The 26,596-nt window shown below is 62.8% G+C and carries 26 protein-coding genes; 12 read left to right on the forward strand and 14 right to left on the reverse strand.

Features of this window, described 5'->3' with window-relative positions; translation table 11 throughout:
- The first annotated feature begins 17 nt into the window (after positions 1–17).
- The 8 genes from rodA (at position 18) to JV241A_RS02750 (ending at position 7,543) form a co-directional block, all read left to right on the forward strand.
- Positions 18–1,121, forward strand: a complete 1,104-nt coding sequence (gene rodA / locus JV241A_RS02715; protein ID WP_166675638.1) for a rod shape-determining protein RodA — start codon at positions 18–20, stop codon at positions 1,119–1,121.
- 17 nt (positions 1,122–1,138) lie between these two features.
- The gene (mltB, locus tag JV241A_RS02720) at positions 1,139–2,149 is read left to right on the forward strand and encodes a lytic murein transglycosylase B (protein WP_134061320.1); all 1,011 of its coding nucleotides are present in this window, start codon (positions 1,139–1,141) and stop codon (positions 2,147–2,149) included.
- On the forward strand, positions 2,149–3,153 hold the full coding sequence (locus JV241A_RS02725; RefSeq protein ID WP_115085160.1) for a septal ring lytic transglycosylase RlpA family protein: 1,005 nt from the start codon (positions 2,149–2,151) through the stop codon (positions 3,151–3,153). The genes mltB and JV241A_RS02725 overlap by 1 nt, the downstream gene beginning before the upstream one ends.
- A gap of 134 nt (positions 3,154–3,287) precedes the next feature.
- Positions 3,288–4,448, forward strand: coding sequence for a D-alanyl-D-alanine carboxypeptidase family protein (locus tag JV241A_RS02730; RefSeq protein ID WP_100782774.1), 1,161 nt, complete (start codon positions 3,288–3,290; stop codon positions 4,446–4,448).
- A gap of 76 nt (positions 4,449–4,524) precedes the next feature.
- Entirely contained in the window at positions 4,525–4,797 is a 273-nt protein-coding gene (locus tag JV241A_RS02735; RefSeq protein ID WP_115085161.1) for a DUF493 domain-containing protein, read from the forward strand.
- A complete protein-coding gene (lipB, locus tag JV241A_RS02740; protein ID WP_115085162.1) occupies positions 4,797–5,444 on the forward strand; it encodes a lipoyl(octanoyl) transferase LipB in 648 nt (215 codons plus the stop codon). Before JV241A_RS02735 ends, lipB begins: the two co-directional genes overlap by 1 nt.
- A gap of 2 nt (positions 5,445–5,446) precedes the next feature.
- Positions 5,447–6,445, forward strand: a complete 999-nt coding sequence (lipA, locus tag JV241A_RS02745) for a lipoyl synthase (RefSeq protein ID WP_134061321.1) — start codon at positions 5,447–5,449, stop codon at positions 6,443–6,445.
- A gap of 138 nt (positions 6,446–6,583) precedes the next feature.
- The gene (locus tag JV241A_RS02750) at positions 6,584–7,543 is read left to right on the forward strand and encodes an LD-carboxypeptidase (RefSeq protein ID WP_134061322.1); all 960 of its coding nucleotides are present in this window, start codon (positions 6,584–6,586) and stop codon (positions 7,541–7,543) included.
- 38 nt (positions 7,544–7,581) lie between these two features.
- Here the strand turns inward: JV241A_RS02750 and JV241A_RS02755 are convergent, their stop codons facing one another.
- The 5 genes from JV241A_RS02755 to leuS form a co-directional block, all read right to left on the reverse strand.
- Positions 7,582–8,898, reverse strand: coding sequence for a lytic murein transglycosylase (locus JV241A_RS02755; protein ID WP_115085269.1), 1,317 nt, complete (start codon positions 8,896–8,898; stop codon positions 7,582–7,584).
- Positions 8,899–8,959: 61 nt separating this feature from the next.
- Entirely contained in the window at positions 8,960–9,124 is a 165-nt protein-coding gene (arfA, locus tag JV241A_RS02760; protein ID WP_038998593.1) for an alternative ribosome rescue factor ArfA, read from the reverse strand.
- A 131-nt stretch (positions 9,125–9,255) separates the two neighbouring features.
- Positions 9,256–10,293 (reverse strand): DNA polymerase III subunit delta, encoded by a 1,038-nt coding sequence (gene holA, locus JV241A_RS02765; RefSeq protein WP_115085164.1) that lies wholly within the window; start codon positions 10,291–10,293, stop codon positions 9,256–9,258.
- A gap of 36 nt (positions 10,294–10,329) precedes the next feature.
- Positions 10,330–10,938 (reverse strand): LPS assembly lipoprotein LptE, encoded by a 609-nt coding sequence (gene lptE / locus JV241A_RS02770; protein ID WP_134061323.1) that lies wholly within the window; start codon positions 10,936–10,938, stop codon positions 10,330–10,332.
- Between the two features lie 65 nt (positions 10,939–11,003).
- Positions 11,004–13,610 carry a leucine--tRNA ligase gene (gene leuS, locus JV241A_RS02775; protein WP_134061324.1) on the reverse strand — a complete coding sequence of 869 codons (2,607 nt, stop codon included), beginning with the start codon at positions 13,608–13,610 and terminating at the stop codon, positions 11,004–11,006.
- Positions 13,611–13,850: 240 nt separating this feature from the next.
- Here leuS and JV241A_RS02780 point away from each other — a divergent pair, with 240 nt between their 5' ends.
- Positions 13,851–14,165 (forward strand): hypothetical protein, encoded by a 315-nt coding sequence (locus tag JV241A_RS02780; protein ID WP_115085167.1) that lies wholly within the window; start codon positions 13,851–13,853, stop codon positions 14,163–14,165.
- Between the two features lie 124 nt (positions 14,166–14,289).
- Complete coding sequence (locus tag JV241A_RS02785; RefSeq protein ID WP_134061325.1) at positions 14,290–15,051, forward strand: YdcF family protein; 762 nt, start codon at positions 14,290–14,292, stop codon at positions 15,049–15,051.
- On the opposite strand, the gene lnt is transcribed toward JV241A_RS02785, so the two are convergent.
- The 5 genes from lnt to miaB all read right to left on the reverse strand — a co-directional run bounded on the left by lnt (position 15,048) and on the right by miaB (position 20,362).
- Positions 15,048–16,565, reverse strand: coding sequence for an apolipoprotein N-acyltransferase (gene lnt / locus JV241A_RS02790; protein ID WP_115085169.1), 1,518 nt, complete (start codon positions 16,563–16,565; stop codon positions 15,048–15,050). The two genes, JV241A_RS02785 and lnt, sit on opposite strands and share 4 nt — an antisense overlap.
- 8 nt (positions 16,566–16,573) lie before the next feature.
- Positions 16,574–17,413: an HlyC/CorC family transporter gene (locus JV241A_RS02795; RefSeq protein ID WP_028944390.1), complete on the reverse strand. Its 840-nt coding sequence runs from the start codon at positions 17,411–17,413 to the stop codon at positions 16,574–16,576.
- A 5-nt stretch (positions 17,414–17,418) separates the two neighbouring features.
- On the reverse strand, positions 17,419–17,916 hold the full coding sequence (gene ybeY, locus JV241A_RS02800) for an rRNA maturation RNase YbeY (protein WP_115085170.1): 498 nt from the start codon (positions 17,914–17,916) through the stop codon (positions 17,419–17,421).
- Positions 17,909–18,910, reverse strand: coding sequence for a PhoH family protein (locus JV241A_RS02805; protein ID WP_115085171.1), 1,002 nt, complete (start codon positions 18,908–18,910; stop codon positions 17,909–17,911). The genes ybeY and JV241A_RS02805 overlap by 8 nt, the downstream gene beginning before the upstream one ends.
- Positions 18,911–19,033: 123 nt before the next feature.
- Positions 19,034–20,362, reverse strand: a complete 1,329-nt coding sequence (miaB, locus tag JV241A_RS02810; RefSeq protein WP_115085172.1) for a tRNA (N6-isopentenyl adenosine(37)-C2)-methylthiotransferase MiaB — start codon at positions 20,360–20,362, stop codon at positions 19,034–19,036.
- Positions 20,363–20,492: 130 nt separating this feature from the next.
- On the opposite strand from miaB, the gene JV241A_RS02815 reads away from it, so the two are divergent.
- A complete protein-coding gene (locus JV241A_RS02815; protein WP_010222917.1) occupies positions 20,493–20,819 on the forward strand; it encodes a DUF1820 family protein in 327 nt (108 codons plus the stop codon).
- A 9-nt stretch (positions 20,820–20,828) separates the two neighbouring features.
- Here the strand turns inward: JV241A_RS02815 and JV241A_RS02820 are convergent, their stop codons facing one another.
- The 4 genes from JV241A_RS02820 to JV241A_RS02835 all read right to left on the reverse strand — a co-directional run bounded on the left by JV241A_RS02820 (position 20,829) and on the right by JV241A_RS02835 (position 24,301).
- Complete coding sequence (locus JV241A_RS02820; protein WP_115085173.1) at positions 20,829–21,377, reverse strand: tetratricopeptide repeat protein; 549 nt, start codon at positions 21,375–21,377, stop codon at positions 20,829–20,831.
- 182 nt (positions 21,378–21,559) lie between these two features.
- Positions 21,560–22,840, reverse strand: a complete 1,281-nt coding sequence (gene hemL / locus JV241A_RS02825; RefSeq protein ID WP_115085174.1) for a glutamate-1-semialdehyde 2,1-aminomutase — start codon at positions 22,838–22,840, stop codon at positions 21,560–21,562.
- Positions 22,841–22,855: 15 nt separating this feature from the next.
- Positions 22,856–23,482: a thiamine phosphate synthase gene (gene thiE / locus JV241A_RS02830; protein ID WP_115085175.1), complete on the reverse strand. Its 627-nt coding sequence runs from the start codon at positions 23,480–23,482 to the stop codon at positions 22,856–22,858.
- Between the two features lie 21 nt (positions 23,483–23,503).
- Positions 23,504–24,301 carry a hydroxymethylpyrimidine/phosphomethylpyrimidine kinase gene (locus JV241A_RS02835; protein ID WP_115085176.1) on the reverse strand — a complete coding sequence of 266 codons (798 nt, stop codon included), beginning with the start codon at positions 24,299–24,301 and terminating at the stop codon, positions 23,504–23,506.
- A 263-nt stretch (positions 24,302–24,564) separates the two neighbouring features.
- On the opposite strand from JV241A_RS02835, the gene JV241A_RS02840 reads away from it, so the two are divergent.
- Complete coding sequence (locus tag JV241A_RS02840; protein ID WP_134061326.1) at positions 24,565–26,556, forward strand: hybrid sensor histidine kinase/response regulator; 1,992 nt, start codon at positions 24,565–24,567, stop codon at positions 26,554–26,556.
- Positions 26,557–26,596 lie beyond the last annotated feature (40 nt).

Genomic DNA, 26,596 nt, shown 5'->3' on the forward strand with positions numbered 1-26,596 from the left:
TTTCCAGCGAGGACGTGATGCGTCGTCGCGCCAGCTTCCTGCAGCGTATCCATGTCGACGGACCGTTGCTGATCCTGCTGCTGACCCTGGCGGCCGGCAGCCTGTTCGTCCTCTATTCGGCCAGCGGCAAGAACTGGGACCTGCTGCTCAAGCAGGCCAGCTCCTTCGGCATCGGCCTGGTATCGATGTTCGTCATTGCCCAGCTCGAACCGCGCTTCATGGCGCGCTGGGTGCCCCTGGCCTACGTGGTCGGGGTGATCCTGCTGGTGGTGGTCGACGTCATGGGCCACAACGCCATGGGCGCCACGCGCTGGATCAATATCCCCGGGGTGATCCGCTTCCAGCCCTCGGAATTCATGAAGATCATCATGCCGGCGACCATCGCCTGGTACCTGGCCAAGCGCTCGCTGCCGCCGCACCTCAAGCACGTGATGATCAGCCTGATCATGATCGGCGTGCCGTTCATCCTGATCGTGCGTCAGCCAGACCTCGGCACCGCCTTGCTGATCCTGGCCTCCGGCGCCTTCGTGCTGTTCATGGGCGGCCTGCGCTGGCGCTGGATCCTTAGCGTGGTGGCGGCGGCGGTACCGGTGGCGGTGGCCATGTGGTTCTTCGTCATGCACGACTATCAGAAGCAACGGGTACTGACCTTCCTCGACCCGGAAAGCGACCCGCTGGGCACCGGCTGGAACATCATCCAGTCGAAAGCGGCGATCGGCTCGGGCGGGGTGTTCGGCAAGGGCTGGCTGCTGGGCACCCAGTCGCACCTGGACTTTCTGCCGGAAAGCCACACCGACTTCATCATCGCCGTGCTCGGCGAAGAGTTCGGCCTGGTCGGCATCTGCGCGCTGCTTCTCATCTACCTGCTGTTGATCGGCCGTGGCCTGGTGATTACTGCCCAGGCCCAGACGCTCTACGGCAAGTTGCTGGCCGGCAGCCTGACCATGACCTTCTTTGTTTATGTGTTCGTCAATATCGGAATGGTCAGCGGCTTGTTGCCTGTAGTGGGTGTGCCGCTGCCCTTCATTAGTTATGGCGGAACTTCGTTGGTGACGCTGCTGTCAGCGTTTGGAGTTTTAATGTCGATCCATACGCATCGCAAATGGATTGCGCAGGTTTGAATAAGGTGAAGAATTACATGCAAGCAATGCGTGGCTGGGCGGCTCGTTGCGCGCCTTGGGTCGGCTTTCTGGGTTTGTTCGGCGGGGTGCAGGGTGCCTCTGCCGGCGACTATGACGGCTCGCCCCAGGTGGCCGAGTTCGTCGGCGAAATGACCCGCGACTACGGTTTTGCCGGTGAGCAGCTGATGGGGGTGTTTTGCGAGGTTCAGCGCAAGCAGTCGATCCTCGATGCGATCTCGCGTCCGGCCGAACGGGTAAAACCCTGGAAGGACTATCGCCCGATGTTCCTCACCGACGCCCGGGTCGCCCGTGGCGTCGACTTCTGGCGCCAGCATGAGGCCACCCTGGCCCGCGCCGAGCAGGAATACGGCGTGCCGGCCCAGGTGATCGTTTCGATCATCGGTGTCGAGACCTTCTTTGGCCGCAACACCGGCAACTACCGGGTGATCGACGCGCTGTCGACCCTGGGCTTCGATTACCCGCCGCGCGCCGAATTCTTTCGCAAGGAGCTGCGCGAATACCTGCTGCTGGCCCGTGAAGAGCAGGTCGACCCGCTGACCCTCAAAGGCTCCTATGCTGGCGCCATGGGCCTGCCGCAGTTCATGCCGAGCAGCTTTCGCGCCTACGCCGTGGACTTTGACGGCGACGGCCACATCAATATCTGGAACAACCCGGACGATGCCATTGGCAGCGTTGCCAGCTACTTCAAGCGCCATGGCTGGGTCGCTGGCGAGCAGGTGGTCAGCCGTGCCACGGTACGTGGCGAACGTGTCGATGAGGGCCTGAGCCCGGGTATCGACGCGGTCAAGACGGTCGGGGAGTTGCGGGCACTGGGCTGGTCGAGTCATGATGCGCTGCGCGATGATCTGCCGGTCACCGCCTTCCGGCTCGAAGGCGACAATGGCCCCGAATACTGGCTGGGCCTGAAAAACTTCTACGCGATCACTCGCTATAACCGCAGCGTGATGTATGCCATGGCAGTGCATCAGCTCTCGGACCTGCTGGTTCAAGCACGGGGCGCCAAGTAATGCGCGTAATGTTCTCCGCTACATCGCTGAAAATGCTTGGTTGCGCCGCCCTGGGCCTGGTGCTGGTGAGCTGCTCGAGCAGCCGCCCGAGCACCTCTACCCAGGGTAATGCCAATGTGGTGCGGGCCAAGCCCGGGCTGGACATCAACCGGGCCCACAAGGACGGCGCGCCCTGGTGGGATGTCGATGTCTCGAAGATCCCCGATGCCACGCCGACCGTGCACACCGGCAACTACAAGGCCAACCCCTACACCGTACTGGGTAAGACCTACTTCCCGATCCCCGACTCGCGCAACTACCGCGCCGAGGGCACGGCGTCCTGGTACGGCACCAAGTTCCACGGCCAGAACACCGCCAACGGCGAGGTCTATGACCTCTACGGCATGAGCGCGGCGCACAAGACCCTGCCGCTGCCGGCCTACGTCAAGGTCACCAACCTCGACAACCACCGTAGCGTGATCCTGCGGGTCAACGACCGCGGACCGTTCTATTCCGACCGCATCATCGACCTGTCCTACGCGGCGGCGAAGAAGCTCGGCTATGCCGAAACCGGTACCGCGCGGGTGCGCGTCGAGGGTATCGACCCGAAACAATGGTGGGCTCAGCGTGGCCAAGCGGCGCCGATGGTGCTCGACCAGCCGCAAGTGGCCCAGACCCAGGCCCTGCCGGCCAGCACCGGTACGGTCGAACAATGGACTCCGCCACCGCAGCAGCACGCCGCCGCCGTGGTCCCGGTACAGGTCGCCAGCAATAATGGCCTGGCCAGCAATGGTCTTTACTTGCAGGTCGGCGCCTTTGCCAACCCGGACGCCGCCGAACTGCTGCGCTCCAAGCTCAGCAGCATGGTCAGCGCGCCGGTCTTCATCAGTTCGGTGGTGCGTAACCAGCAGACCCTGCACCGGGTCCGCCTGGGGCCGATCAACAGCCAGGGCGAAGCCCAGCAGATGCAGGACAGCGTGCGGCTGGCCAATCTGGGGCAGCCCAAAGTCGTCACGGCAGACTGATCGGGGGGACTGATCGGTTTGTCATGCAGCCGGGCGCAGCCGCCATGTACAATGGCGGTTTTGCCCGTCAGGCCATGCGCCTGTAAACGTTTTGCCCATGAGGGCATGAGCCCATTAGCCATTTCGAGAGACGGATGAACATAACCAGCTTTGCCAAACGCCTTTGCCTGCTTGTACCGCTGATGATTGCCCCTGCCGCCTTCGCGGCAGAGCAGATGATGCCGTCGCCGCCGCAACTGGCTGCCAAGTCCTACGTGCTCATGGAAGCCTCCAGCGGCAACATCCTGGTCGAGAACAATGGTGACCAGCGTCTGCCTCCGGCGAGCCTGACCAAGCTGATGACCGCCTACATCGCGACCCTGGATATCCGTCGCGGGCAGATCGGCGAAAACGACCCGGTCACCGTCAGCGAAAACGCCTGGCGTACCGGCGGTTCGCGGATGTTCATCAAGGTTGGCACCCAGGTCAGCGTCAGCGACCTGCTGCACGGTATCATCATCCAGTCGGGTAACGACGCCAGCGTCGCCCTGGCCGAGCACATCGCCGGCAGCGAAGACGCTTTCGCCGACATGATGAACAAGACCGCTACCGATCTTGGCATGAGCAACAGCCACTTCATGAACCCGACCGGCCTGCCGAACCCCGAGCACTACTCGTCGGCTCACGACATGGCGGTTCTGGCACGCGCGATCATCCACGAAGACCCGGCTCACTACGCGATCTACTCGCAGAAGGAGTTCTTCTGGAACAACATCAAGCAGCCTAACCGCAACCTGCTGCTGTGGCGCGACAAGACCGTCGACGGCCTGAAAACCGGCCACACCGACGAAGCCGGCTACTGCATGGTGTCTTCGGCGGTACGTGACGGCATGCGCCTGATCGCCGTGGTCTTCGGTACCAACAGCGAGCAATCGCGTGCAGCCGAAACCCAGAAACTGCTGACTTACGGCTTCCGCTTCTTCGAAACCCAGACTTTCTACCAGAAGGGTACCGAACTGGCCCAGGCGCCGGTATGGAAAGGGGCGACCAATCAGGTCAAAGCCGGTCTGGCTCAGGATCTGAGCATGACTTTGCCTAAAGGCCAATTGAAAAAGCTGGCTGCAAGCATGACCATGAACCCGCAATTGATCGCTCCGATCAACAAAGGTGACGTGATCGGTAAAGTGGAAGTCAAACTGGATGACAAGGTTGTCCACAGTGCCGACCTGATCGCGCTGGATGGCGTCGAGGAAGGTGGTTTCTTCCGTCGTGTGTGGGATAGCATTCGGCTATTCTTCTACGGGTTGTTCAACTGATATCGTGACCTGCCACGCCCCCGCCCACTCACGCGGGGGCGTTGTTGTTGCCACGGCTTACGAGGCCGTTACTGCCATGACCGAAGACGTCAAATCGCACAAAATCGAATTCCCCTGCGCCGATTACCCGATCAAGGTCATCGGTGACACCGTGGTCAATTTCAAGGACACGGTGATCGAGATCCTGAAGAAGTACGCCACGGTCGACATGAATACCCTGGCCGAACGCCAGAGCAAGGAAGGCAAGTACACCACGGTGCAACTGCACATCGTCGCCACCGGTGAAGACCAGCTGCACGATATCAACAGCGCCCTGCGCGCGACCGGAATCGTGAAAATGGTGCTCTGATGCCCGATTGCCTCGGCTTTCGCGACCTCGGCCTGCTGCCTTATGAGCCGGTGCTGGAGGCCATGCGTCGGTTCACCGACCAGCGTGGCCCCGGCACGGCGGATGAGGTATGGCTGGTTGAACACCCGGCGGTGTTTACCCAGGGCCAGGCCGGCAAGGCCGAGCATCTGCTGGTACCGGGTGACATCCCGGTGGTGCAGACCGATCGCGGCGGCCAGGTGACCTATCACGGCCCGGGCCAGCTGGTGGCGTACCTGTTGCTGGATGTGCGCCGCCTGGGCTTTGGCGTGCGCGATCTGGTCAGCCGCATTGAGCGCTGCCTGATCGAGCTGTTGGCCAGTTATAACGTCGAGGCGGCGGCCAAGGCCGATGCGCCGGGCGTCTATGTCGAAGGGGCGAAAATCGCCTCCCTCGGCTTGCGGATTCGCAATGGCTGTTCGTTCCACGGCCTTGCCCTGAACGTGGACATGGACCTTGCGCCATTCCGCCGGATTAACCCCTGCGGGTATGCGGGGCTGGCCATGACCCAGCTGCGCGATCAGGCAGGCTCGATCGAACTCTCTGAGGTAAGGGCAAGGCTGCGCGGGCAGCTGGTCAAGCACCTCGACTATGCTGAGCAGACGACCCTTACGGGCGGAATCTTCTGAATATGACTACTGTTGTGCAAGAATCAGTGCAAAGCGTGACGCCAGCGCCACGGCCGAAGGTCGAGGCGGGTGTCAAACTGCGTGGCGCGGAAAAAGTCGCGCGTATCCCGGTGAAGATCATCCCCACCGACGAGCTGCCAAAAAAGCCTGACTGGATTCGCGTGCGTATTCCGGTTTCGCCGGAAGTCGACCGTATCAAGCAACTGCTGCGCAAACACAAGTTGCACAGCGTCTGCGAAGAAGCCTCGTGCCCGAACCTGGGCGAATGCTTCTCTGGCGGCACCGCCACCTTCATGATCATGGGTGACATCTGCACCCGCCGTTGCCCGTTCTGCGACGTCGGCCATGGCCGGCCCAAGCCTCTGGACGTTGACGAGCCAAAGAACCTTGCCGTGGCCATCGCCGACCTGCGCCTGAAGTACGTGGTGATCACTTCGGTGGACCGCGACGACCTGCGTGATGGCGGTGCCCAGCACTTTGCCGACTGCATTCGTGAAATTCGCGCACTGTCGCCGGGCGTCCAGCTCGAGACCCTGGTGCCGGACTACCGCGGGCGCATGGATGTGGCCCTGGCGATCACCGCCGAGACCCCGCCGGATGTGTTCAACCACAACCTCGAAACCGTGCCTCGCCTGTACAAGGCTGCGCGTCCGGGTTCGGACTACCAGTGGTCGCTGACCCTGCTGCAGAAGTTCAAGGAACTGGTGCCGCATGTACCGACCAAGTCCGGGCTGATGCTGGGCCTTGGCGAAACCGACGAAGAAGTGATTGAAGTGATGCACCGCATGCGCGAGCACAACATCGACATGCTGACCCTCGGCCAGTACCTGCAGCCGTCGCGTAGCCACTTGCCGGTGCAGCGTTTCGTGCACCCGGACACCTTCGCCTGGTTCGCCGAAGAAGGCTACAAGATGGGCTTCAAGAACGTCGCCTCCGGCCCGCTGGTGCGTTCTTCGTACCATGCTGACCAGCAAGCGAACGAGGCCAAGATCAAGCTCTGATCGACGCCGCCGTGCCTCAATGCCGATGCCCGCTACCCTGCGGCATCGGCATTTTTGTTTGCGGCAAGGCTTCCTTGCGCCGTCGAACGGATCGTTGATTTACTGTGGACGGATCAGTCCACACAAGGAGTCGTCTGGATGAACCTTCCCTTCACGCAACAGGCCGGCCTGTTGACGAATGCCCAGCCGCTGCCGGCGGCCTTGCCGGCAGGTGGGCTGATTGCAATCATTGCCCCGGCAGGTCCTGCCCAGGTTGATACGCTCAAGGTCAACCAGTGGTTCGAGGCGCGCGGCTATCGTTGCCGGATCTACCCGGGGGTGACCGCCGCCGAGGGCTACCTGGCCGGTAGCGATGCACAGCGGTTGCAAGATCTGCACAGCGCCTTCGCTGCCGAGGATGTCGATGCCATCATCTGCCTGCGCGGTGGCTACGGCAGCATGCGCCTGTTGGACAACATCGATTTTGACCTGCTGCGCCGTCACCCCAAGCCTTTGGTCGGCTACAGCGACATCACCGCGCTGCACATGGCCATTGCCCGTCATGCCGGGTTCGTGTCGTTCCACGGCGCCATGCTCAAGTCGGAATTGCTGGGTAACAAGCAGGAACCGACCCTGGCGTCGCTGTTCGAGCAGCTCAGCGGCCGTTTGAGCGCTGGCGATGTCATTGAGCATCCGCAGGCCTGGCCGTTGACCACCATCCTGCCAGGCGCGGCCAGCGGGCCCTTGCTGGGCGGTAATCTGTCACTGTTGTGCGCGACCCTGGGGACACCCGCAGAAATACAGTGTGGCGGCGGTATCCTGTTTGTTGAAGACGTTAACGAACCGCTGTACCGGGTCGATCGCCTGCTGACCCAGTTGCGTCTGGCGGGCAAGCTTGAAGGCATTCGTGGCGTGCTGGTCGGGGATTTTGCCGGGATCACGCTAGAGGCGCTGGCGCCCTTGATGCGGCAGTTCTTCGCGCCGTTGCAGGTGCCGGTACTGGCCGGATGGCGCAGCGGTCATTGCGACCCGAACCTGACCTTGCCGCTAGGGGCCAGGGTGCACCTGGATGCCGATCGCAAGTGCTTGCGGCTGGAGCAGGACTTGTTCAGACGCTGAATGAAAAACGCCCCTGAACAGGGGCGTTTTTGTATTGCTTAGCGTTGACGCAGGCTATCCAGCAGCTTGTGCGTCGGATAGCCGTCGGCAGGCCAGCCCATCGCCTGCTGGGCGCTGCGAATGGCCTTGCGGGTGTTGGCGCCGATAATGCCGTCGGCGGCCCCGGCGTCGTAGTTGCGGGCGCTGAGCAGGGTCTGCAATTCGACCCGCTCGCTGCGGCTCAGCGGCAAGTCGTCCTTGGGCCAGGATCCGGCGATGTAACCCGAGCCGTCGAACCGTTGGCCAAGCAGGCCGACGGCCATGGCGTAGGACGACGAGTTGTTGTACTTGAGGATCGCGCGGAAGTTGTCCAGCACCAGGAACGCCGGGCCGCGATAACCGGCCGGCAGCAACAGGGCGGCAGAGAGCTGCTCGCTACCGGTAGGCAGGCGTACGCCGGCAGGCAGTTTCAGCCCCAGTTGCAGCCATTCGGAGACTGTCTTGCGCTGGCTGCCATCCGCCAGCCAGTAATCGAAGCCAGGCGCCAGCTGCACCTCAAAACCCCAAGGCTCGCCGCGTTTCCAGCCGGAGCTCTGCAGGTAGTGGGCAGTGGAGGCCAGGGCGTCAGCCGAACTGTTCCAGATATCGCGACGGCCATCGCCATCGAAGTCCACGGCATGGGTGTTGTAGGTGGTGGGGATGAACTGGGTCTGGCCCATGGCGCCGGCCCACGAGCCTTTCATGGCGTCGGGCTGGATATCACCGTTTTGCAGGATCTGCAGGGCCGCGATCAGCTGCGCCTGGGCAAAAGCCGGGCGGCGGCCTTCATAAGCCAAGGTGGCCAGGGAGCGGATCACCGATTTGTTGCCCTGGAACTGGCCGAAGTTGCTTTCCATGCCCCACACCGACACCAGCACGTTGCGATCAACGCCATAGCGTTGTTCGATCTGGCTCAGCAGTTCAGCGTGTTTTTCCAGCAGGCCCTTGCCATTGCGAACGCGCAGCGGCGACAGCGCGCCATCGAGGTATTCCCATACCGGCCGGGTGAACTCCGGCTGGCTGCGGTCAGCCTTGATCACGTCCATGTCAGGCGTGACGCCGAGGAAGGCGCTGTCGAAGGTGCTGGCGTTGATGCCCGCTTGCAGGGCTTGCTGACGGAAGCCTGCCTGCCATTGGGCAAAAGTTTGCAGCGGCTGGATTTCAGTGCTGGTGTCGACGGCGGGGTTGGGCAGGGTGACTACCGGAGCAGGCTGGGCAGGGGCCAGCGGCAGTGCATCGGCGGCGGTGGGTTTTTCCGCGCAGGCGACAAGCAGGATGAGGCTGGAGGCGGCAATCAGCTGACGAGGTTGCCAGCGACGGGAAAGACAAAGGGGCATGCACAGGTCCAGGTATTTCAGGTCAGGTGTCGACCATACCATGCCTGCCGAATTCTTGCCTTTATGCGGCCAAAAAGTAAGAAGCCTCCCAATCTCTCGATTGGAAGGCTTCGCGGCGGTAGCTGCCTTTGCCTTTGCCTGCGGGTTCCTGGCGGCTACGGAACAGAGGCTGGGCAACGATTGATTTGGCCTTGTTGGGCCCGGGTTTTGCGGGTTTTTTGCTCATGACAGGGAATCCTGCTGGGGTGGGTGTGGGGCGCAATATAGGCGTTGAAGCCATCGCTGGCAAGCCAGCTCCCACAGGGACGGTCGTGGGAGCTGGCTTGCCAGCGATGGGCTGCAAAGCAGCCCCCGGCTTCACTCCGCCGGCAACGCCAGGCGCTGCCCGGCCATCAACAACGACAAGCGCGCCAGGCTGGTCCAGGCCGAACCCTGTGCCTGGCCCTTGATCTGTGCGTCGATACGCTGGGCATCTTGCAGCAACTGACTCCAACGCTGCGCCGAATGGCGTTGCAGGGCCTTGCTCATCAATGGCTTGCGCTTGTCCCAGACCGGTGGCCGGGCCTGGCTGAAAGCCTTGTCCAGCGGCACGCCCTGGCTGAACTGCTGGGCAAGTCCGGCCAGCAGGCGCAGCTCCCGGGCCAGGGCCCAGAGAATCACGGGTGGCTCGACACCTTCGCCGCGCAATCCCTCAAGCATGCGCAAGGCGTGGGCCGCCTCGCCATTGAGAATCGCATCGACCAGGCCGAAAACATCGAAACGGGCGCTGTCGGCTACCGCCGCCTGCACCGTTTCGACCGTGATCTGATTGCCTTCGGCCAGCAGCTTGAGCTTCTCGATCTCCTGGGCCGCCGCCAGCAGGTTGCCTTCAACCCGGGCGGCGATCAGGTCAACTGCGTCGCGCTGGGCGCTCAACCCGGCCTGGGACAGGCGCTGGCTGATCCATTGCGGCAGCTGGTGGCTGTCTACCGGCCAGATCTGTACGAACTGGGCGTGTTGGCCTTCGATCAGTGCCTTGCCCCACTTGGTCTTCTGCGCGCTGCCATCGAGTTTGGGCAGGCTGATCAGCAGCAGGGTGTCTTCAGCGGGGTTGGAGCAGTATTCGATCAGCGCCGCCGCGCCTTTGTCGCCGGGCTTGCCGGAGGGTAAACGCAGTTCGAGCACACGGCGCTGGGCAAACAGCGACAGGCTGGCCCCGGCCTGGAGCAGGGTGCCCCAGTCGAAGTTGGCATCGGCGCTGAACACCTGGCGTTCATCGAAACCTTGCTGGCGTGCCGCGGCACGCACGGCATCGGCGGCTTCCTGGCACAGCAGCGGGTCATCGCCACTGATCACGTAGACTGGCGCGAGGCTGCCTTGCAGGTGTTTGTTGAGCTGGGCGGGAGTGAGTTTCATGATGGCAGACGGGGCACCGAAGTGCCCCGTTCATTCTCAGTTGACCGGCAGTTGCAGCGGCGATTGCTGAGGCGTTTCGTCCTGGGCACGGCGGGCGGCTTCCAGGGCGTCGGCTTCGGCCTTGGCGCGTTCGTCAGCCTTTTGCTGCAGGCTGTCGAGCTGGCTTGGGGTTAGCAACTGCAGGCGCACCAGCATGTTCTGCACCAGGTCGCGGCGCATTTCTACGCGGGTTTGGGTAGCTTCCTGTTGCGAACCGGTGATGTTGTTGCCGTCATGCACATAGATCTTGCGCACTTCGAGCTTGTCGTTGAGCAGGTTGGTGTCGTTGTGGCCTTCGATGCTGTAGCTCAACACCGTGGTCAGCTCATACTCGGCCGAGCGCCCCGAGCCACCCGAGTAGGTTGCAGCACGCTGGGTTTCCTGCTCGTTGGTCAGCACCAGCTTGTAAGGCGCGCCAGCGTAGACTTTAACGCCGTTGCTCTGCAACGCCTGACGCAGTTGCACCACAGTATCGCCGTAGGCGTTACGCGCGCTCAGGTCCAGTTCCTTGATCGCCAGTTCCGTGTTGCCAGTACCGCGCAGCTGGAAACCGCAGGCGCTGAGCATGACGGCCAGGCCCATTACCAGCAGATTGCGTTTGATCATGTTGTAGCTCCCTTGTGGGCCGATTCTGTGCGCCGGCCCGCGCTATGGCGGGCCGGCGTTTCCTGTCAGTTGGCGACGATGTTGACCAGCTTGCCCGGTACCACGATGACCTTGCGGATGCTCAGGCCTTCGGTGAAGCGCAGCACGTTCTCGTTGCTGCGGGCGGCGGCTTCGACTTCCTCGCGGCTGGCCGCGGCCGGCATTTCGATCTGGCCACGCAGCTTGCCGTTGACCTGGATGACCAGGACGATGCTGTCCTGGACCAGGGCGCTTTCGTCCAGCACCGGCCAGGCGGCGTCGATCACGGCGCCCTGGTGACCCAGTCGCTGCCACAGCTCATGGCTGATGTGCGGGGTGATCGGTGCCAGCAGCAGGGCGACGGCTTCCAGGCCTTCGTGCAGCAGGGAGCGGTCCTGTTCGCTGGCTTGCGGGGCCTTTTCCAGCACGTTCATCAGGGTCATCACCTGGGCGATGGCGGTGTTGAACTTGTGGAACTGACCGACATCGGTGCTGGCCTGCTTGATGGCAGCGTGGATGGCGCGGCGGATCACTTTTTGCCCGTCATCGAGGCTGGCGATGTCCAGCTTGCCCGGCAGACCCTGGGCTACGTGGGCCTGAGCCAGGCGCCAGACGCGGCGCAGGAAGCGGTTGGCACCTTCGACACCGGAGTCGGACCATTCCAGGCTCATGTCCGGTGGCGAGGCGAACATCATGAACAGGCGGCAGGTGTCGGCGCCGTAGGCTTCGATCATCGCCTGCGGGTCAACGCCGTTGTTCTTGGACTTGGACATCTTCTCGGTGCCGCCGATCTCGACCGGCAGACCGTCGGTCTTCAGCGTGGCGCCGATGATCTTGGCCTTGGCATCGCGCTCGATTTCGACGTCGGCCGGGTTGAACCAGTCCTTGCCGCCATTGCTGGCAACGCGGTAGTAGGTTTCGGCGACGACCATGCCCTGGGTCAGCAGGTTCTTGAACGGCTCGTTGGAAGTGACCAGGCCTTCGTCGCGCATCAGCTTGTGGAAGAAGCGCGCGTACAGCAGGTGCAGGATCGCGTGTTCGATACCGCCGATGTACTGGTCGACCGGCAGCCAGTGGTTGGCCGCTTTCGGGTCGACCATGCCGCCTTCGTAGTTAGGCGAGGCGTAGCGGGCGAAGTACCAGGACGACTCGACGAAGGTGTCCATGGTGTCGGTTTCGCGCTTGGCCGCGGTGCCGCATTTAGGGCAGCTGCACTCGTAGAACTCGGGCATGCGCGCCAGCGGCGAGCCGGCGCCATCGGGGACGACGTTTTCTGGCAGGGTGACCGGCAATTGGTCTTCCGGTACTGGAACATCGCCACAGGCTGGGCAGTGGATGATCGGGATCGGGCAGCCCCAGTAACGCTGACGGCTGATGCCCCAGTCGCGCAGGCGGAACTGGGTGCGGGATTTACCCATTTCTTTCTTGATCAGTGCCACTTCGATGGCGTCGAAGGCGCCCTGGAAGTCCAGGCCGTCGAATGCGCCGGAATTGATCAGCTGGCCATGCTCGCCGTAGGCGACCAGCCACTCGCTGCCGACTTCATCGCCAGCGCTGGTACGGATCACCGCCTTGACCGGCAGGTTGTACTTGTGGGCGAACTCGAAATCGCGTTCGTCGTGAGCCGGAACAGCCATGACCGCACCGTCGCCGTAGTGCATCAACACGTAGTTGGCGACCCACACCGGCAGTTTTTCGCCGGTCAGCGGGTGCTCCACGAACAGCGAAGTGGCCAGGCCCTTTTTCTCCTGGGTGGCGATGTCGGCTTCAGCGACGCTGCCGCTCTTGCACTCATCGATGAAGGCTTGCAGCTCGGGGTTGCCCTGGGCGGCCTGGGTGGCCAGCGGGTGTTCGGCGGCAACGGCCACGTAGGTGGCGCCCATCAGGGTGTCCGGACGGGTGGTGAAGACCTTCAGGGCCCCGGCGTGGCCGATGCTGGCCTGATCGTAGGGGAACTGCACTTCCATGCCGCGGGACTTGCCGATCCAGTTGCGCTGCATGGTCTTGACCTGCTCAGGCCAGCCCGGCAGCTCATCGAGGCTTTCCAGCAGCTCATCGGCGTAGTCGGTGATCTTGAAGTAGTACATCGGGATTTCGCGCTTCTCGATCAGCGCGCCCGAACGCCAGCCGCGGCCGTCGATGACCTGCTCGTTGGCGAGTACGGTCTGGTCGGCCGGGTCCCAGTTCACGGTACCGTTCTTGCGGTAGATCACGCCTTTTTCGAACAGGCGGGTGAACAGCCACTGTTCCCAGCGGTAGTAGTCCGGCTTGCAGGTGGTGACTTCTCGCGACCAGTCGAATGCCAGGCCCAGGCTCTTGAGCTGGGTCTTCATGTATTCGATGTTTTCGTAGGTCCACTTGGCCGGGGCGACGTTGTTCTTCATCGCGGCGTTTTCCGCCGGCATGCCGAAGGCGTCCCAACCCATTGGCTGCAGCACGTTCTTGCCGAGCATGCGCTGGTAACGGGCGATCACGTCACCGATGGTGTAGTTGCGCACGTGGCCCATATGTAGCTTGCCGCTTGGGTACGGGAACATCGATAGGCAGTAGTACGTGTCCTTGCCTGGCTGTTCACTGACTTCAAAAGACTTTCGCTCATCCCAGTAAGACTGGGCGGCGGCTTCGATTTCGCGGGGCTGATAGAGTTCGTGCATGGCTACTTTGCGCTGAGAAATGGGAGACCTTATCCAGGCAGCGATCAAACCGCTGCATCGGCAATCCGGTGTCAAGTATGGTGAACGGCCTAGCATACATGACCCCTGTCCATCGAGGGAAACCCTGATTGCACCGCCTGTGGCGCGGCGGGCCGTTGGTCGCGGCGTCCTGCTGCTTTTACGAGTAACGCTAAGCTCATGTGTGGGGGGAGATACATTTACCTTCAATGAGGTGAACGGATGGGAGAGTCGCAGCAACAAGCAACGAAACCGGAGCTTTACGAACGGCTGATCGATCGTCTGGGCCTGGCCCTCGAGGTCGCCAGAACTTCCGTTCGATTACGCGATGAAGTGCCTGCTGAATTGGAGTTGCGTGGTCTGAGCCGCGCTGAATTCGAAGTGATCAAGGCCTATCTGGAATCCCTTCCGGAAGGCGGGCATGGACGCGTCGGCGCATTGCCACAACCGGAGTCGCCGCCTGCGGCCAGAGTCGTCTGGCTCAAGGACAAGCGTTCCGCTACCACAGCAAAGTCCAGGACGCTGCAATTCAAGTAGCCGTTCGGGTTTTTCCGGCGCAATGCGGAGTGCGCCACTGAGTCAATAACTTCTCTGATCGGCACCTGGCTATTGTTGCCAGGTGCCGATCGTCTTAGGCTGCGCACCTCCAAGGAGGTGTCCTGTGCCGTTTCGCTATCTCATCAAACAAATGATCATGCCGCCTGGCATTCTGTTGCTCTTACTTATAGTTGCCTGGTGGCTGCGCAGGTCCTGGCCGCGGCTGTCGACCCTGTGCTTCGTCCTGGGTTTGGGCGGGCTGTGGGTGATGAGCCTGCCGATTATGGTGGAGCAGGCCGCCTATCGACTGGAAAGCGAACCGGCACTGGCCACCAGCCAGTGGGCAGGGCTTAGCCAGCATGCCGATGCCATCGTCATCCTCGGCGCCGGCCGCGAACGCGGCGATCCGGCCTGGGATTCGCAGGACCAGCCCACGGGCGTTGCCATGGAACGCATGCGGTACGCCGCGCAGTTGGCGAAGGCGTCGGGGTTGCCCGTGTTGACCAGCGGCGGCCTGCACTACGATACGCCACCCAGCGAAGCGCAACTGATGGCCGATGCCCTGCAACGTGACCTGGGCGTGACTGTACGCTGGAAGGAAGAGCGCAGCCGCACCACCTGGGAAAACGCCCAAATGAGCGCCGAGCTGTTGCAGCCCCTGGGGATCAAGCGCGTGGTGGTGGTAACCCAGGCCTGGCACATGCAGCGTTCACGCTGGAGCTTCGAGCAGGCGGGGTTTGAAGTGGTGCCGGCACCGGTGGGCTTTCTCGGCCGCGATCACGCCCGGCCTTTCGGTGGCTGGCTGCCGGAAGGCAAGTCCATGTGGCAGAGCGGCCAACTGCTCAACGAGGCAGTCGGCCTGCTCGGCTACAAACTGTTCTACTAGACGGTCTTGGCGATCCGGCTGGCCAGCAGGGCCCAGCCCAGCAGCAGTGCGCAGAGAATCACCAGTGGCCAGGAGCGCCATTGCAGGTACGGGGTGAGTTGCTGCATCGGCACCACTTCGCCGTAGAGGATGCCGCGCTCGAACTGCGGGATCTGCGCGGTGATCCGCCCGAACGGGTCGATCAGGCCGGTGACGCCGTTGTTGGTGGCGCGGATCATCCAGCGTCCGGCCTCCAGCGCGCGCATCTGGGCCATCTGCAGGTGCTGCAGGGGGCCGATCGAGGTGCCGAACCAGGTGTCATTACTGATGGTCAGGAGAATATCGCTGCGCGCCGCCAGGCTCGCCGCAAACTCCGGATAGACCACTTCGTAGCAGATATATGGCGCGATCTGATAGCCCTTGGCCTGCAGCAGAGGCTGGTCAGCCGGCCCGCGGGCAAAGTCCGACATTGGCAGGTCGAAGAAGGCGATCAGGCCGCGGAGCATATCCTGCAGCGGCACGTACTCGCCGAACGGCACCAGTTTTTGCTTGAGGTAAGTGCCATCGCCTTCGCCGGTTACGGTGATGCCGTTGTAATAGCGGCGTTGCTCGTGCACCACTTCGCGCACCGGCAACCCGGTGATCAGCGCCGAATTACGCTCGGCGGCGAAGTTGCCCATCATGTCCAGGTAACCCTGGGCTTGTTCCTTGAGGATCGGCACCGCGGTTTCCGGCCATACCAGCAGGTCGACAGGTTTCGAGCTGAAGCTCATGTCGCGGTACAGAGCCAACTGGGCGTTGATGTGTTCCGGGTTCCATTTAAGTTCCTGCTCGACGTTGCCTTGCAGCGCAGCGACAGTCAGCGGCTTGCCCGCAGGGCTTGTCCAGGCGTGGTTCTTCAGCGCCAGGCCGATTGCCCAGGGTGCCAGCAGCAGGACGATGGCCACCGCCAGGAACGATTTGCGCGCCCGCAGGCGTGGCAGGTTGCACAGCAGCGCCGCGCACAGGGCCAGGCAGAAGGAGATCAGCCACATGCCACCCAGCGGTGCCAGGCCCGACAGGGGGCCGTCAAGCTGGCTGTAGCCGGAGTACAGCCAGGGGAAACCGGTAAGGAACCAGCCGCGGAAAGCTTCCTGGCCTACCCACAGGGCGGCGAAGCACAGGGCATCGGCCAACGGCGCCTCGTTGCGGCGCAGCCAGCGTGCCCAGAGCCAGGCGGGCAGGGCAAAGAACCAGGCTATGGCGGCGAAGAACGCCAGCAACAGCCCGGTGGCCAGCAGCGGCGTGGCACCGCCATAGGTGTTGATACTGACGTAGATCCAGCTGGTGCCAGCGGCGTACAAGCCAAAACCGAAGCACCAGCCGCGGCCCAGGGCCTGGCGCGGGCTAAGCTCGCGCAGGCCGAGGTAGAACAGGCCGGCCGCGAGCAATGCCAGCGGCCAGATGTCGAACGGCGCCAGGGCCAGGGTGGTGATTGCACCGGCCGCCACGGCCAGCAGGTTACCGGGCCAGCCGGGGCGGGTGATCCAGCGCATGGTTGTCCTTAACGGGTAATAGGGGTCAGACGCAGCAGGTGAATCCGGCGGCTGTCGGCGTTGAGAATGCGGAAACGGTACGGGCCGATCTCGGTGGTCTCGTTACGCTTGGGCAGGTGGCCGAAGGCGCTCATGACCAGGCCGCCGACGGTGTCGAATTCGTCGTCGGAGAACTGGCTGTCGAAGAACTCGTTGAAGTTTTCGATCGGGGTCAGCGCCTTGATCAGGAAGTCGCCACTGGGCAGCGGCTTGATGTAGCTGTCTTCCTCGACGTCGTGTTCGTCTTCGATGTCGCCGACGATCTGCTCAAGTACGTCTTCGATGGTCACCAGGCCCGCCACGCCGCCGTATTCGTCGATGACGATGGCCATGTGGTTATGGTTGGCGCGAAATTCACGCAGCAGAACGTTCAGGCGCTTGGACTCGGGCACGAAGGTGGCCGGGCGCAGCAGGTCCTTGATGTTGAAGCTGTCGCCGTTCTCCTTGAGGATCAGCGGCAACAGGTCCTTGGCCAGCAGCACACCGAGCACGTCGTCATGGCTTTCGCCGACGACCGGGTAGCGCGAGTGCGCGGCGTCGATCACCGCCGGCAGGAACTCACGTGGCGACTGGGTCGCCTTGATGCTTATCATCTGCGAGCGCGGCACCATGATGTCGCGCACTTGCAGGTCGGCGACCTGGATGGCGCCCTCGACAATGGTCAGCGCCTCGCTGTCGAGCAGCTTGTTCTGATGGGCTTCGCGCAGCAGCTCAAGCAGCTCCTGACGGTTTTTCGGCTCGTGGGCAAAAGCCTGGGTCAGTTTGCCCAGCCAGGACTTTTGCCCGTTGCTCGATCGATCTTCGCTCATGGCGGTTACTCGTGATCCTTTGCAGATATCAGTGTTGAAATGTCGTCGTGTTCGTCGTCGGCGTACGGGTCCGGATGGCCCAGTTCCGCAAGCAACGTGCGTTCCAGTGCTTCCATTTCCTCGGCCTCATCGTCGTCGATGTGGTCGTAGCCCAGCAGGTGCAGGCAACCGTGGATGACCAGGTGCGCCCAGTGGGCGTCGAGCGCCTTGCTCTGTTCGGCGGCTTCGCGCTCGACCACGGCGATGCAGATCACCAGGTCGCCCAGCAGCGGGATGTCGAGCAGTTCATCAGGCACGTCGGCCGGGAAGGACAGCACGTTGGTGGCGTAGTCTTTGCCTCGCCAGGTGAGATTCAGTTCACGGCCTTCGGCTTCATCGACCAGACGAATGGTCAGCTCCGAATCGGCCGTGCGCTGGCGCAGGGCCAGCTCGCACCATTGGCGGAACTGCTCTTCGCTCGGGTGGTTCGCATCGCTTGCCAGCTGCAGATCGAGCTCAAGCATCGCGTTGTTTGCCTTCGGTCGGGTTCTGCTGCTGGCTGTCGAAGCGCTCGTAGGCTTCGACAATCCGCTGCACCAACGGGTGGCGGACCACGTCCTTGGGCTGGAAGTGCGTGAAGCTGATGCCCGGCACACCCTTGAGCACCTCGATGACCTGGGTCAGGCCCGACTTGGTGCCACGTGGCAGGTCGACCTGGGTGATGTCGCCGGTGATCACGGCGGTGGAGCCGAAACCGATACGGGTGAGGAACATCTTCATCTGCTCGACCGTGGTGTTCTGGCTTTCGTCGAGGATGATGAAGCTGTTGTTCAGGGTGCGGCCGCGCATGTAGGCCAGCGGGGCGATCTCGATCACCTGGCGTTCGATCAGCTTGGCCACGTGCTCGAAGCCGAGCATCTCGTACAGCGCGTCGTACAGCGGACGCAGGTACGGATCGATCTTCTGCGCCAGGTCGCCAGGCAGGAAGCCGAGCTTTTCGCCCGCTTCGACTGCCGGGCGTACCAGCAGGATGCGCCGCACCTGTTCACGCTCCAGGGCATCGACGGCGCAGGCCACGGCCAGGTACGTCTTGCCGGTGCCGGCCGGGCCGATGCCGAAGTTGATGTCGTTGCTGAGGATTTCCTTCACATAGCGCTGCTGGTTCAGCCCGCGAGGACGAATCATGCCCTTGCGTGTACGCAGGGAAACGCTGACTTCGTTGACGGCCGGGTTTTCCAGCTCTTCGACGGCCGATTCCTGCAGGTACAGGTGGACCATTTCCGGCGACAGGTCGGTGGCCTTGGCTTCGCGATAGAGCCGGCGCAGCAGTTGCTCGGCAGAGGAGGTGTGTTTGGGTTCGCCGATCAGCTCGAATTGATTGCCGCGGTTGCGGATTTCGATGGCCAGGCGCTGTTCGATCAGGCGCAGATGCTCGTCGAACTGCCCGCACAGGTTGGCGAAGCGATGGGCCTCGAAGGGCTCTAGGATGAAGCGATGTGGTTCGATAGGTGCGTTCAAGGTCGTTTTTCAGCCGCCCAACGGCAAAGGATATGGTCTCAAGGATAACCCTAGCCGCTGCAGGGCGAAAGCGCTGAAACGATCAAGGGTCGCCGGGCCTGTAACAAGGCCCGGCAGGACAGGTCAATGGGCCAGCGAGCCGAACAGCGAGTGCGGACGCGCGTCGTCGATATGGATGTCGACGAACTGGCCGATCAGCTTGGGATTGTCGCAGCGGAAGTTGACGATACGGTTATTCTCGGTGCGTCCCTGCAACTGGCCGGGGTCACGGCGCGAGTAGTCGGTGACCAGGATGCGCTGGACGGTACCGACCATTTGTCGGCTGATCTCGAAGCCTTGGGTATCGAGGCGATGCTGCAAGGCCTTGAGGCGCTCTTTTTTCACTTCTTCCGGGGTTTCATCCGGCAGGTCCGAAGCCGGGGTGCCCGGACGCTGGCTGTAGACGAACGAGTAGGAGAAGTCGAAACCGACGTCGGCCACCAGCTTCATGGTCTGCTCGAAGTCTTTCTCGGTTTCGCCGGGGAAGCCGACGATGAAGTCCGAGCTGATGCAGATGCCTGGCACCGCGGCCTTGAGTTTGCGCAGCTTGGACTTGTATTCGAGGGTGGTGTGGTTGCGCTTCATCGCCGCCAGTACCCGGTCGGAGCCCGATTGGACCGGCAGGTGCAGGTGCTTGACCAGCTCCGGCACCTCGGCGTGGGCCTGGATCAGGCTGTCGGAAAATTCCAGCGGGTGCGAGGTGGTGTAGCGGATGCGCTCGATACCGTCGACGGCGGCGACCACGCGGATCAACTCGGCAAGGTCCGCCAGGCGCCCGTCGTGGGTCTGGCCACGGTAGCCGTTGACGTTCTGCCCCAGCAGAGTGATTTCACGCACGCCGTTCTCGGCCAGGTGAATGACCTCGGCCAGTACATCATCGAACGGCCGGCTGACTTCCTCGCCACGGGTATAGGGCACCACGCAGAAGGTGCAGTACTTGCTGCAGCCTTCCATCACCGAGACATAGGCGGTGGGGCCATCGATGCGCGGTTCGGGCAGGTGGTCGAACTTCTCGATTTCCGGGAACGACACATCGACCTGCGGCAGGCGCGTGGTGCGCGCGGCGTCGATCATTTCCGGCAGGCGGTGCAGGGTCTGCGGGCCGAAGACCACGTCGACATAGGGCGCGCGCTTGCGGATCGACTCGCCTTCCTGGCTGGCCACGCAGCCGCCGACGGCGATGACCATGTCCGGCTTCAGGTCTTTGAGTTCACGCCAGCGGCCCAGCTGGGAGTACACCCGGTCCTGGGCGCGCTCGCGGATCGAGCAGGTGTTGAGTAGGATGACGTCGGCGTCTTCGGCGCGGGCCGTGACTTCAAGGGCTTGATGTTCACCCAGCAGATCGACCATGCGCGAGCTGTCGTACTCGTTCATCTGGCAACCGTGGGTTTCGATGTAAAGCTTCTTGGCCATGGGAGATCATCTGGTGATTCGAAGAACCGCACATTATAAGGGCCTGGGGCTTTGGATCCTAGCGTTGTCGGCCCGGTGCCTATGTTATAGTTTGCGCCTTCTTTACCACCCGTGATTGTCCCCGCCAAAAATGACCAAACGCGAAGCTCCGATCTACAAAGTGATCTTTCTCAACCAGGGCCAGGTGTACGAGATGTACGCCAAACAGATCTATCAAAGCGATCTGTGGGGCTTCCTTGAAGTCGAGGAATTTGTCTTTGGCGAGCGCACCCAGGTGGTGGTCGACCCGAGCGAAGAAAAGCTCAAGGCCCAGTTCGAAGGCGTGGTGCGCAGCTTTGTGCCAATGCATTCGATCGTGCGCATCGACGAGGTCGAGCGTCTGGGCACGCCCAAGATCAGCGAGGCGCGCGGTACTGGCAATGTAATGCCGTTCCCGATGCCAATGCCGGAGAAGTAGGCGAGCGTTTCAGGGCAGCGGTGAGAAGGGCGTGCGACCTTCGGCGGTCTGCAGCTCCAGCAGGTATTTGCGGAAAATCTGCCCGAGCACCTGGGTAGCGACTTCCAGCTCATCGCGGGGCATCTTGGCAGACACCTCGTCGGCCATGTCCAGCGCGTCTTCTGCGCCGTTGACCGCGGCCATCTTCAGTACGATGTAGGCCTGCACATTGTTGGCTGCCACACCTTCACCCTTGTAGAACATGGTGCCCAGGCGGTATTGAGCCTCGGCGTGGCCTTGCAGCGAGGCTTGCTCGAAGTAGCTCAGGGCCTGGTTGAGGTCACGTGGGGTATGGGTGCCTTCGTAGTAGAACTCACCCAGCTCGTACTGGGCCTGGGCATCCCCGGACTTGGCCGCGTCCTGGCAGGCGGCGAGGGCTTGCGGCAGGTCTTCGGGCTGGGAATCGAGGGTGCAGCGGCCCGTTGCTGGAATCAGCAACGAGTTACCGCCTGCCGTGGCCAGCAGGGGCTGAAGAAGCAACAGGCAGCCCAGGGCAAGGGCGCGGCCGGTGCGGTTCATGGGGATCGACATACCTCTGCAAAGCTGCGGCCAAAGTGTCTGGTGGCACATTATGGGATAAGCAGCGCCTACCTTACAAAGTCTTTACTCGATTTTCTGCTTTGCAAGGCCCCATTGCGGGGCAAGCCCGCTCCCACAATGATCACTGTGGGCGCTGGCTTGCCCCGCGAGGGCTGCAAAAATCAGAGCTTGGCGAACGCTCGCTCAGCCGCATCCAGGGTGATCTGCAGCTCGGTTTCACCGTGGGCAATCGAGGTAAAACCTGCCTCGAAGGCGCTTGGCGCCAGGTACACGCCACCTTCGAGCATGAGGTGGAAGAAGCGCTTGAAGCGTTCGGCATCGCTGGCCATGACGTCATCGAAGGTGACGATATCGTCGGCGCCACTGAAGTACAGGCCGAACATGCCGCCAGCCTGGGTGGTGACGAACGGGATGCCAGCGGCATCGGCGCGCTGTTGCAGGCCATCGAGCAGGCGGCTGGTGAAGGCGCTCAGCTCGTCATGGAAGCCCGGGCGGCTGATCAGCTTGAGGGTGGTCAGGCCGGCGGCCATGGCCAGCGGGTTGCCCGACAGGGTACCGGCCTGGTAGACCGGGCCCAGCGGCGCGATCTGTTCCATGATCGTGCGCTTGCCGCCGAAGCAGCCCACCGGCATGCCGCCGCCGACGATCTTGCCGAAGGTCGACAGGTCGGGGGTGACCCCGTAGTGCGCCTGGGCGCCACCCAGGGCGACGCGAAAACCGGTCATCACTTCGTCGAAGATCAGCACCACGCCGTGCTGGTCGCACAGTGTGCGCAGGCCCTCGAGGAAACCAGGCGCCGGCGGCACGCAGTTCATGTTGCCGGCGACCGGCTCGACGATGATGCAGGCGACTTCCTGGCCGACGTCAGCGAGCATCTTCTCGACCGCGTCGATGTCGTTGAACGGCAGGGTCAGGGTGTGTTTGGCAAAGGCTGCCGGAACGCCAGCGGAGCTTGGCACGCCCTGGGTCAGCAGGCCGGAACCGGCTTTTACCAGCAGGCTGTCGGAGTGGCCGTGGTAGCAGCCCTCGAACTTGATGATGCTGTCGCGGCCGGTGTAGCCACGGGCCAGGCGGATGGCGCTCATGGTCGCTTCGGTGCCGGAGCTGACCATGCGCACCATTTCCATCGATGGCACGATCGAGCAGACCAGGTCGGCCATTTCGGTTTCCATGGCGGTGGGGGCGCCGTAGGACAGGCCGTGCTCCAGTTGCTTGCGTACCGACTCGAGCACGTCCGGGTGGCTATGGCCGAGAATCATCGGGCCCCAGGAGCCGACGTAGTCCACGTAGCGCTTGTCGTCTTCGTCAGTGACATAGGCACCGGCGGCGTGCTTGAAGAACAGCGGCGTGCCGCCAACGCTTTTGAACGCCCGCACCGGCGAGTTGACGCCACCGGGGATGTGTTTCTGGGCGTTGGCAAACAGGGTTTCGGAACGAGACATGATGGGCTCTCTCAATCAGGCAGATGCGAACAGGGCGTTGAAGGCGCGGGCACGACGGGTGACTTCCTGCGTGCTGTCGGCGCCGAACAGGCCATGAATCACCGCAAGCAGGCTGGCGCCGTGGGCGACCAGCGGGGCGGCGTTGTCGAGGGTGATGCCGCCGATCACGCAGATCGGCAGATGGATGCGGTCGTGCGCTTGCTCCAGCAGGGCGATGTCGGCGGCGGGTGCGCCCGGCTTGGTCACCGAGTTGAAGAAGCGGCCGAAGGCGACGTAGCTGGCGCCTTCACGGGCGGCCTGCTCGGCCAGGTCAATTTGCGCGTGGCAGGTGGAACCGATGATGGCGTTGCGCCCGAGCAAGGCTCGCGCCGGGGTCAACGGCCCGTCGGTCTGGCCCAGGTGGACGCCGACGCCCAGGCGCGCGGCCAGCTCGGCGTCATCGTTGATGATCAACTGAGTGTTGTAGCGTGCACACAGCTCGGCCAGGGCCTCCGCTTCGCGCAGCCGGCGGGACTCGTCCTGGCTCTTGTCACGGTACTGCAGCAAGGTCACGCCGCCTTCGAGGGCCGCTTCGACATAGGGCAGAAACTTGCCGGCCAGCAACTGGCTGTCAGTGATGGCATACAGGCCGCGTAACTTCATGGTGTAGACCTCAAGCGAAGATCAGGAACAGAAATCCAGGGGCAGGCGGCGCGGCACGAACTGGCCTTTGCCCAGTTGCTCGGCGTCGCGCAGGGTTCGCCAGGTGTAGTCCAGGGCTGTGCGCACGGCGCTCTGCAGTTGTTCGCCAAGGGCCAGGCGGCCGGCCAGGGTGCTGGCCAGGGTGCAGCCGGAGCCGTGGTAGCTGCCGGGCAGGCGCTGGCAGGTCCAGGTGTGACGCTGGCCGTCGCGGCTGTACAGGCGGTTATGGATTTCGTGTTCGTCGCCGTGACCGCCGGTGATCAGCAGGTGTCTGACAAACGGCAGGAGCTTTTCTGCGCATTCATCGGCACTGCCTTCGGGCAGTTCGGCCAGGATGCGCGCTTCGGGAAGGTTAGGGGTGGCGATGGTTGCCAAGGGCAGCAGGCGCTCGCGCATGGCGTAGCCGACTTCATCCTTGCCCAGGCGGCCACCGCCGCCAGCGCGCAGGACCGGGTCGCAGACCAGCGGCAGATGCGGATGAGCACTGAGCAGTTCGACCACGGTATCGACCATTTCGGTAGAGCCGAGCATGCCCAGCTTGACCGCCGCTACCGTCGAATCGGCGAGCACGGCATTGGCCTGGGCCAGTACCCACTCGCGGTCGAGGACGCGGAAGTCGCTGACATTGACAGTATCCTGGACGGTCAGGGCGGTCACGGCCGGAGCGGCATGACAGCCTTGCGCAATCAGGGCTTCGATATCTGCCTGCAAGCCGGCGCCGCCACTGGGGTCGTGGCCGGAGAGACAGAGGACAACGGGGCGGGAGCTGTAGGTATTCATGGTGCGCGAGCTTATCACCAAACGCTTTTGCTGGGTCCGCCCCGGCGCCGCGGATTTTTCAACGGGCGTTTGAACTGCAGTTTAAAAAACGCTGAAAGTGCCGTTCTAGAGCCTTCGGTGCAAAGTTTTCAGTGGCGTCTGGCAGGCTCGGAAAGCTATGCTAGAGTGCTCGAATAAACCGATAACGGTTACTGCCGGATTGCGTCGCCTCAAACGGACAGGAGGCTACGCGACGCGACCGGGACAGACCATGCTGGGGCTGTATGCGCTATTTGCTGATTGTTGTGCTGGGCTGGTTGCCGTTACTGGCCACGGCGGTCGATTTCAACGACTCCACCCGCAGCTTGCCGCTGGGGCAGATGATGCAGGTGTTCGAAGACCGCGATGGCAATGCCAGCATTGCGCAGGTCAGTGCGCCGTCGTTCAGCGAGCATTTTCGCCCGCACCGGGCCGAGGTCCTCAATGCCGGCTATTCCACCTCGGTGTTCTGGCTGAAAATCCAGTTGCACTACACCGCCTTGCCGTCGGCCGCGCCACGTACCTGGTTGCTGGAGCTGGCCTATCCACCCCTCGATCACCTTGAACTCTACCTGCCGGACGCCAGCGGCACCTTTCGCCTGGCCCAGCGCACCGGCGACGCCCTGCCTTACGCCAGTCGGCAAATCAAGCAGAACAACTACCTTTTCGAACTGCCCTTTACTCCCGGCCAGACCACCACCGCCTACCTGCGCCTGCACAGCCAGGGTTCGGTGCAGGCGCCGCTGACCCTGTGGTCGGCCCAGGCCTACCTGGAAGCACAGCCGACCCGCCTGTATGTGCTGGGCCTGATCTATGGCGTGTTGCTGGGGATGCTGGTGTACAACCTGTTCATCTACCTCAGCGTGCGCGACACCAGTTACCTGTATTACATCCTCTATATCGCTTCGTTCGGCCTTTACCAGGTCTCGGTCAACGGCGCCGGGGTGGCCTATTTCTGGCCGGACAGCCCCTGGTGGGCGAACGCCGCCACGCCAATGTTCATCGGTGCGTCCGGCCTGTTCGGTTGCCAGTTTGCCCGCAGTTTCCTGCAGCTGCGCAATCACAGCCGTGCCTTCGATGGGGTGCTCAAGGTATTGATGGGCGGTGGTGCGCTGGTCATGTTGCTGTCGCTGACCAGCAGCTACGGCGTCGCCCTGCGTCTGGCCACGGCGTTGGCGCTGCTGTTTACCGTATGCATCTTCGCTGCCGGGATTTATGCCTGGCACCGTGGTTTGCGCGTGGCTCGCTACTTCATCATCGCCTGGTCGGCGTTCTTGCTCGGCGGCCTGGTCAACACCCTGATGGTACTGGGCTATTTGCCCAACGTATTCCTGACCATGTATGCCAGCCAGATCGGTTCGGCGCTGGAGGTCGGCCTGCTGTCGCTGGCCCTGGCCGACCGCATAAACAGTATGCGTGAAGAGCAGGCCCAGACCCTGCGCGAAACCGGTCGGACCCTTGAGCAGCTCAACGTCCAGCTGGCCAACAGCAACCGCCTCAAGGACCAGTTCCTGGCCACCGTCACCCATGAACTGCGCACGCCGATGAACGGTGTGATCGGTTCGCTGGAGCTGATGCAGACCATGTCGCTGGACGGCGAGCTGGCCCAGTATCAGCACACCGCTACTTCGGCGGCCCAGGACATGATGGGCATGGTCGATGACATTCTCATCCTCACCGAGCTGCAGGCCGGCCGCCTGAGCGCCCAGAACGCCCCGTTCAGCCTGCGTTCGCTGCTGCAGGAGGTGCGTGCCGAATACGCTGCTCCCGCCATGGCCAAGGGCTTGTACCTGAGCCTGGATACCCCGGCGGAGCTGCCGGATGTGCTGATCGGCGATCGGCACAAGCTGGCCATGTGTCTGGGTTACCTGATGGATAACGGCATCAAGTTCACTCATCAGGGCGGAGTCATGTTGCAGGTACGCGGTGATCGCCTGGGGCCGGACCAACTGGGCTTGAGCATCAGCGTCAGCGACAGTGGCATCGGTTTCGACTGCCTGGATGAAGCCACGCTGTACCAGCGCTTCTTCCAGGTCGATGGTTCGATGACCCGTGAATACGGCGGCCTGGGCATTGGCCTGGCGATTTGTCGGCAGTTGGCCGAGCTGATCGGCGCACGCCTGCAGCACGAATCCAACCCGGGGCTGGGCAGTCGCTTCGAGCTGAGCCTGCGCGCGCCCTTGAGCCCGCCCCAGGCGCAGCTGGGCATGGTCAGGCCAGGGCTAAATCACGGCTAGTTAGGCGTTTTTGTCACTTTGACAGGGGGGCAGGGCGTGA

This window comes from Pseudomonas sp. JV241A, assembly GCF_900275665.1.
GTDB classification, from domain to species: Bacteria; Pseudomonadota; Gammaproteobacteria; order Pseudomonadales; family Pseudomonadaceae; genus Aquipseudomonas; species Aquipseudomonas wadenswilerensis.

Coding starts and splice junctions, on each gene's coding strand:
- rodA (WP_166675638.1), top strand. CDS start 18: ATGCGTCGTCGCGCCAGCTTCCTGCAGCGTATCCATGTCGACGGACCG.
- mltB (WP_134061320.1), top strand. CDS start 1,139: ATGCAAGCAATGCGTGGCTGGGCGGCTCGTTGCGCGCCTTGGGTCGGC.
- JV241A_RS02725 (WP_115085160.1), top strand. CDS start 2,149: ATGCGCGTAATGTTCTCCGCTACATCGCTGAAAATGCTTGGTTGCGCC.
- JV241A_RS02730 (WP_100782774.1), top strand. CDS start 3,288: ATGAACATAACCAGCTTTGCCAAACGCCTTTGCCTGCTTGTACCGCTG.
- JV241A_RS02735 (WP_115085161.1), top strand. CDS start 4,525: ATGACCGAAGACGTCAAATCGCACAAAATCGAATTCCCCTGCGCCGAT.
- lipB (WP_115085162.1), top strand. CDS start 4,797: ATGCCCGATTGCCTCGGCTTTCGCGACCTCGGCCTGCTGCCTTATGAG.
- lipA (WP_134061321.1), top strand. CDS start 5,447: ATGACTACTGTTGTGCAAGAATCAGTGCAAAGCGTGACGCCAGCGCCA.
- JV241A_RS02750 (WP_134061322.1), top strand. CDS start 6,584: ATGAACCTTCCCTTCACGCAACAGGCCGGCCTGTTGACGAATGCCCAG.
- JV241A_RS02755 (WP_115085269.1), bottom strand. CDS start 8,898: ATGCCCCTTTGTCTTTCCCGTCGCTGGCAACCTCGTCAGCTGATTGCC.
- arfA (WP_038998593.1), bottom strand. CDS start 9,124: ATGAGCAAAAAACCCGCAAAACCCGGGCCCAACAAGGCCAAATCAATC.
- holA (WP_115085164.1), bottom strand. CDS start 10,293: ATGAAACTCACTCCCGCCCAGCTCAACAAACACCTGCAAGGCAGCCTC.
- lptE (WP_134061323.1), bottom strand. CDS start 10,938: ATGATCAAACGCAATCTGCTGGTAATGGGCCTGGCCGTCATGCTCAGC.
- leuS (WP_134061324.1), bottom strand. CDS start 13,610: ATGCACGAACTCTATCAGCCCCGCGAAATCGAAGCCGCCGCCCAGTCT.
- JV241A_RS02780 (WP_115085167.1), top strand. CDS start 13,851: ATGGGAGAGTCGCAGCAACAAGCAACGAAACCGGAGCTTTACGAACGG.
- lnt (WP_115085169.1), bottom strand. CDS start 16,565: ATGCGCTGGATCACCCGCCCCGGCTGGCCCGGTAACCTGCTGGCCGTG.
- JV241A_RS02795 (WP_028944390.1), bottom strand. CDS start 17,413: ATGAGCGAAGATCGATCGAGCAACGGGCAAAAGTCCTGGCTGGGCAAA.
- ybeY (WP_115085170.1), bottom strand. CDS start 17,916: ATGCTTGAGCTCGATCTGCAGCTGGCAAGCGATGCGAACCACCCGAGC.
- miaB (WP_115085172.1), bottom strand. CDS start 20,362: ATGGCCAAGAAGCTTTACATCGAAACCCACGGTTGCCAGATGAACGAG.
- JV241A_RS02815 (WP_010222917.1), top strand. CDS start 20,493: ATGACCAAACGCGAAGCTCCGATCTACAAAGTGATCTTTCTCAACCAG.
- JV241A_RS02820 (WP_115085173.1), bottom strand. CDS start 21,377: ATGAACCGCACCGGCCGCGCCCTTGCCCTGGGCTGCCTGTTGCTTCTT.
- hemL (WP_115085174.1), bottom strand. CDS start 22,840: ATGTCTCGTTCCGAAACCCTGTTTGCCAACGCCCAGAAACACATCCCC.
- thiE (WP_115085175.1), bottom strand. CDS start 23,482: ATGAAGTTACGCGGCCTGTATGCCATCACTGACAGCCAGTTGCTGGCC.
- JV241A_RS02835 (WP_115085176.1), bottom strand. CDS start 24,301: ATGAATACCTACAGCTCCCGCCCCGTTGTCCTCTGTCTCTCCGGCCAC.
- JV241A_RS02840 (WP_134061326.1), top strand. CDS start 24,565: ATGCGCTATTTGCTGATTGTTGTGCTGGGCTGGTTGCCGTTACTGGCC.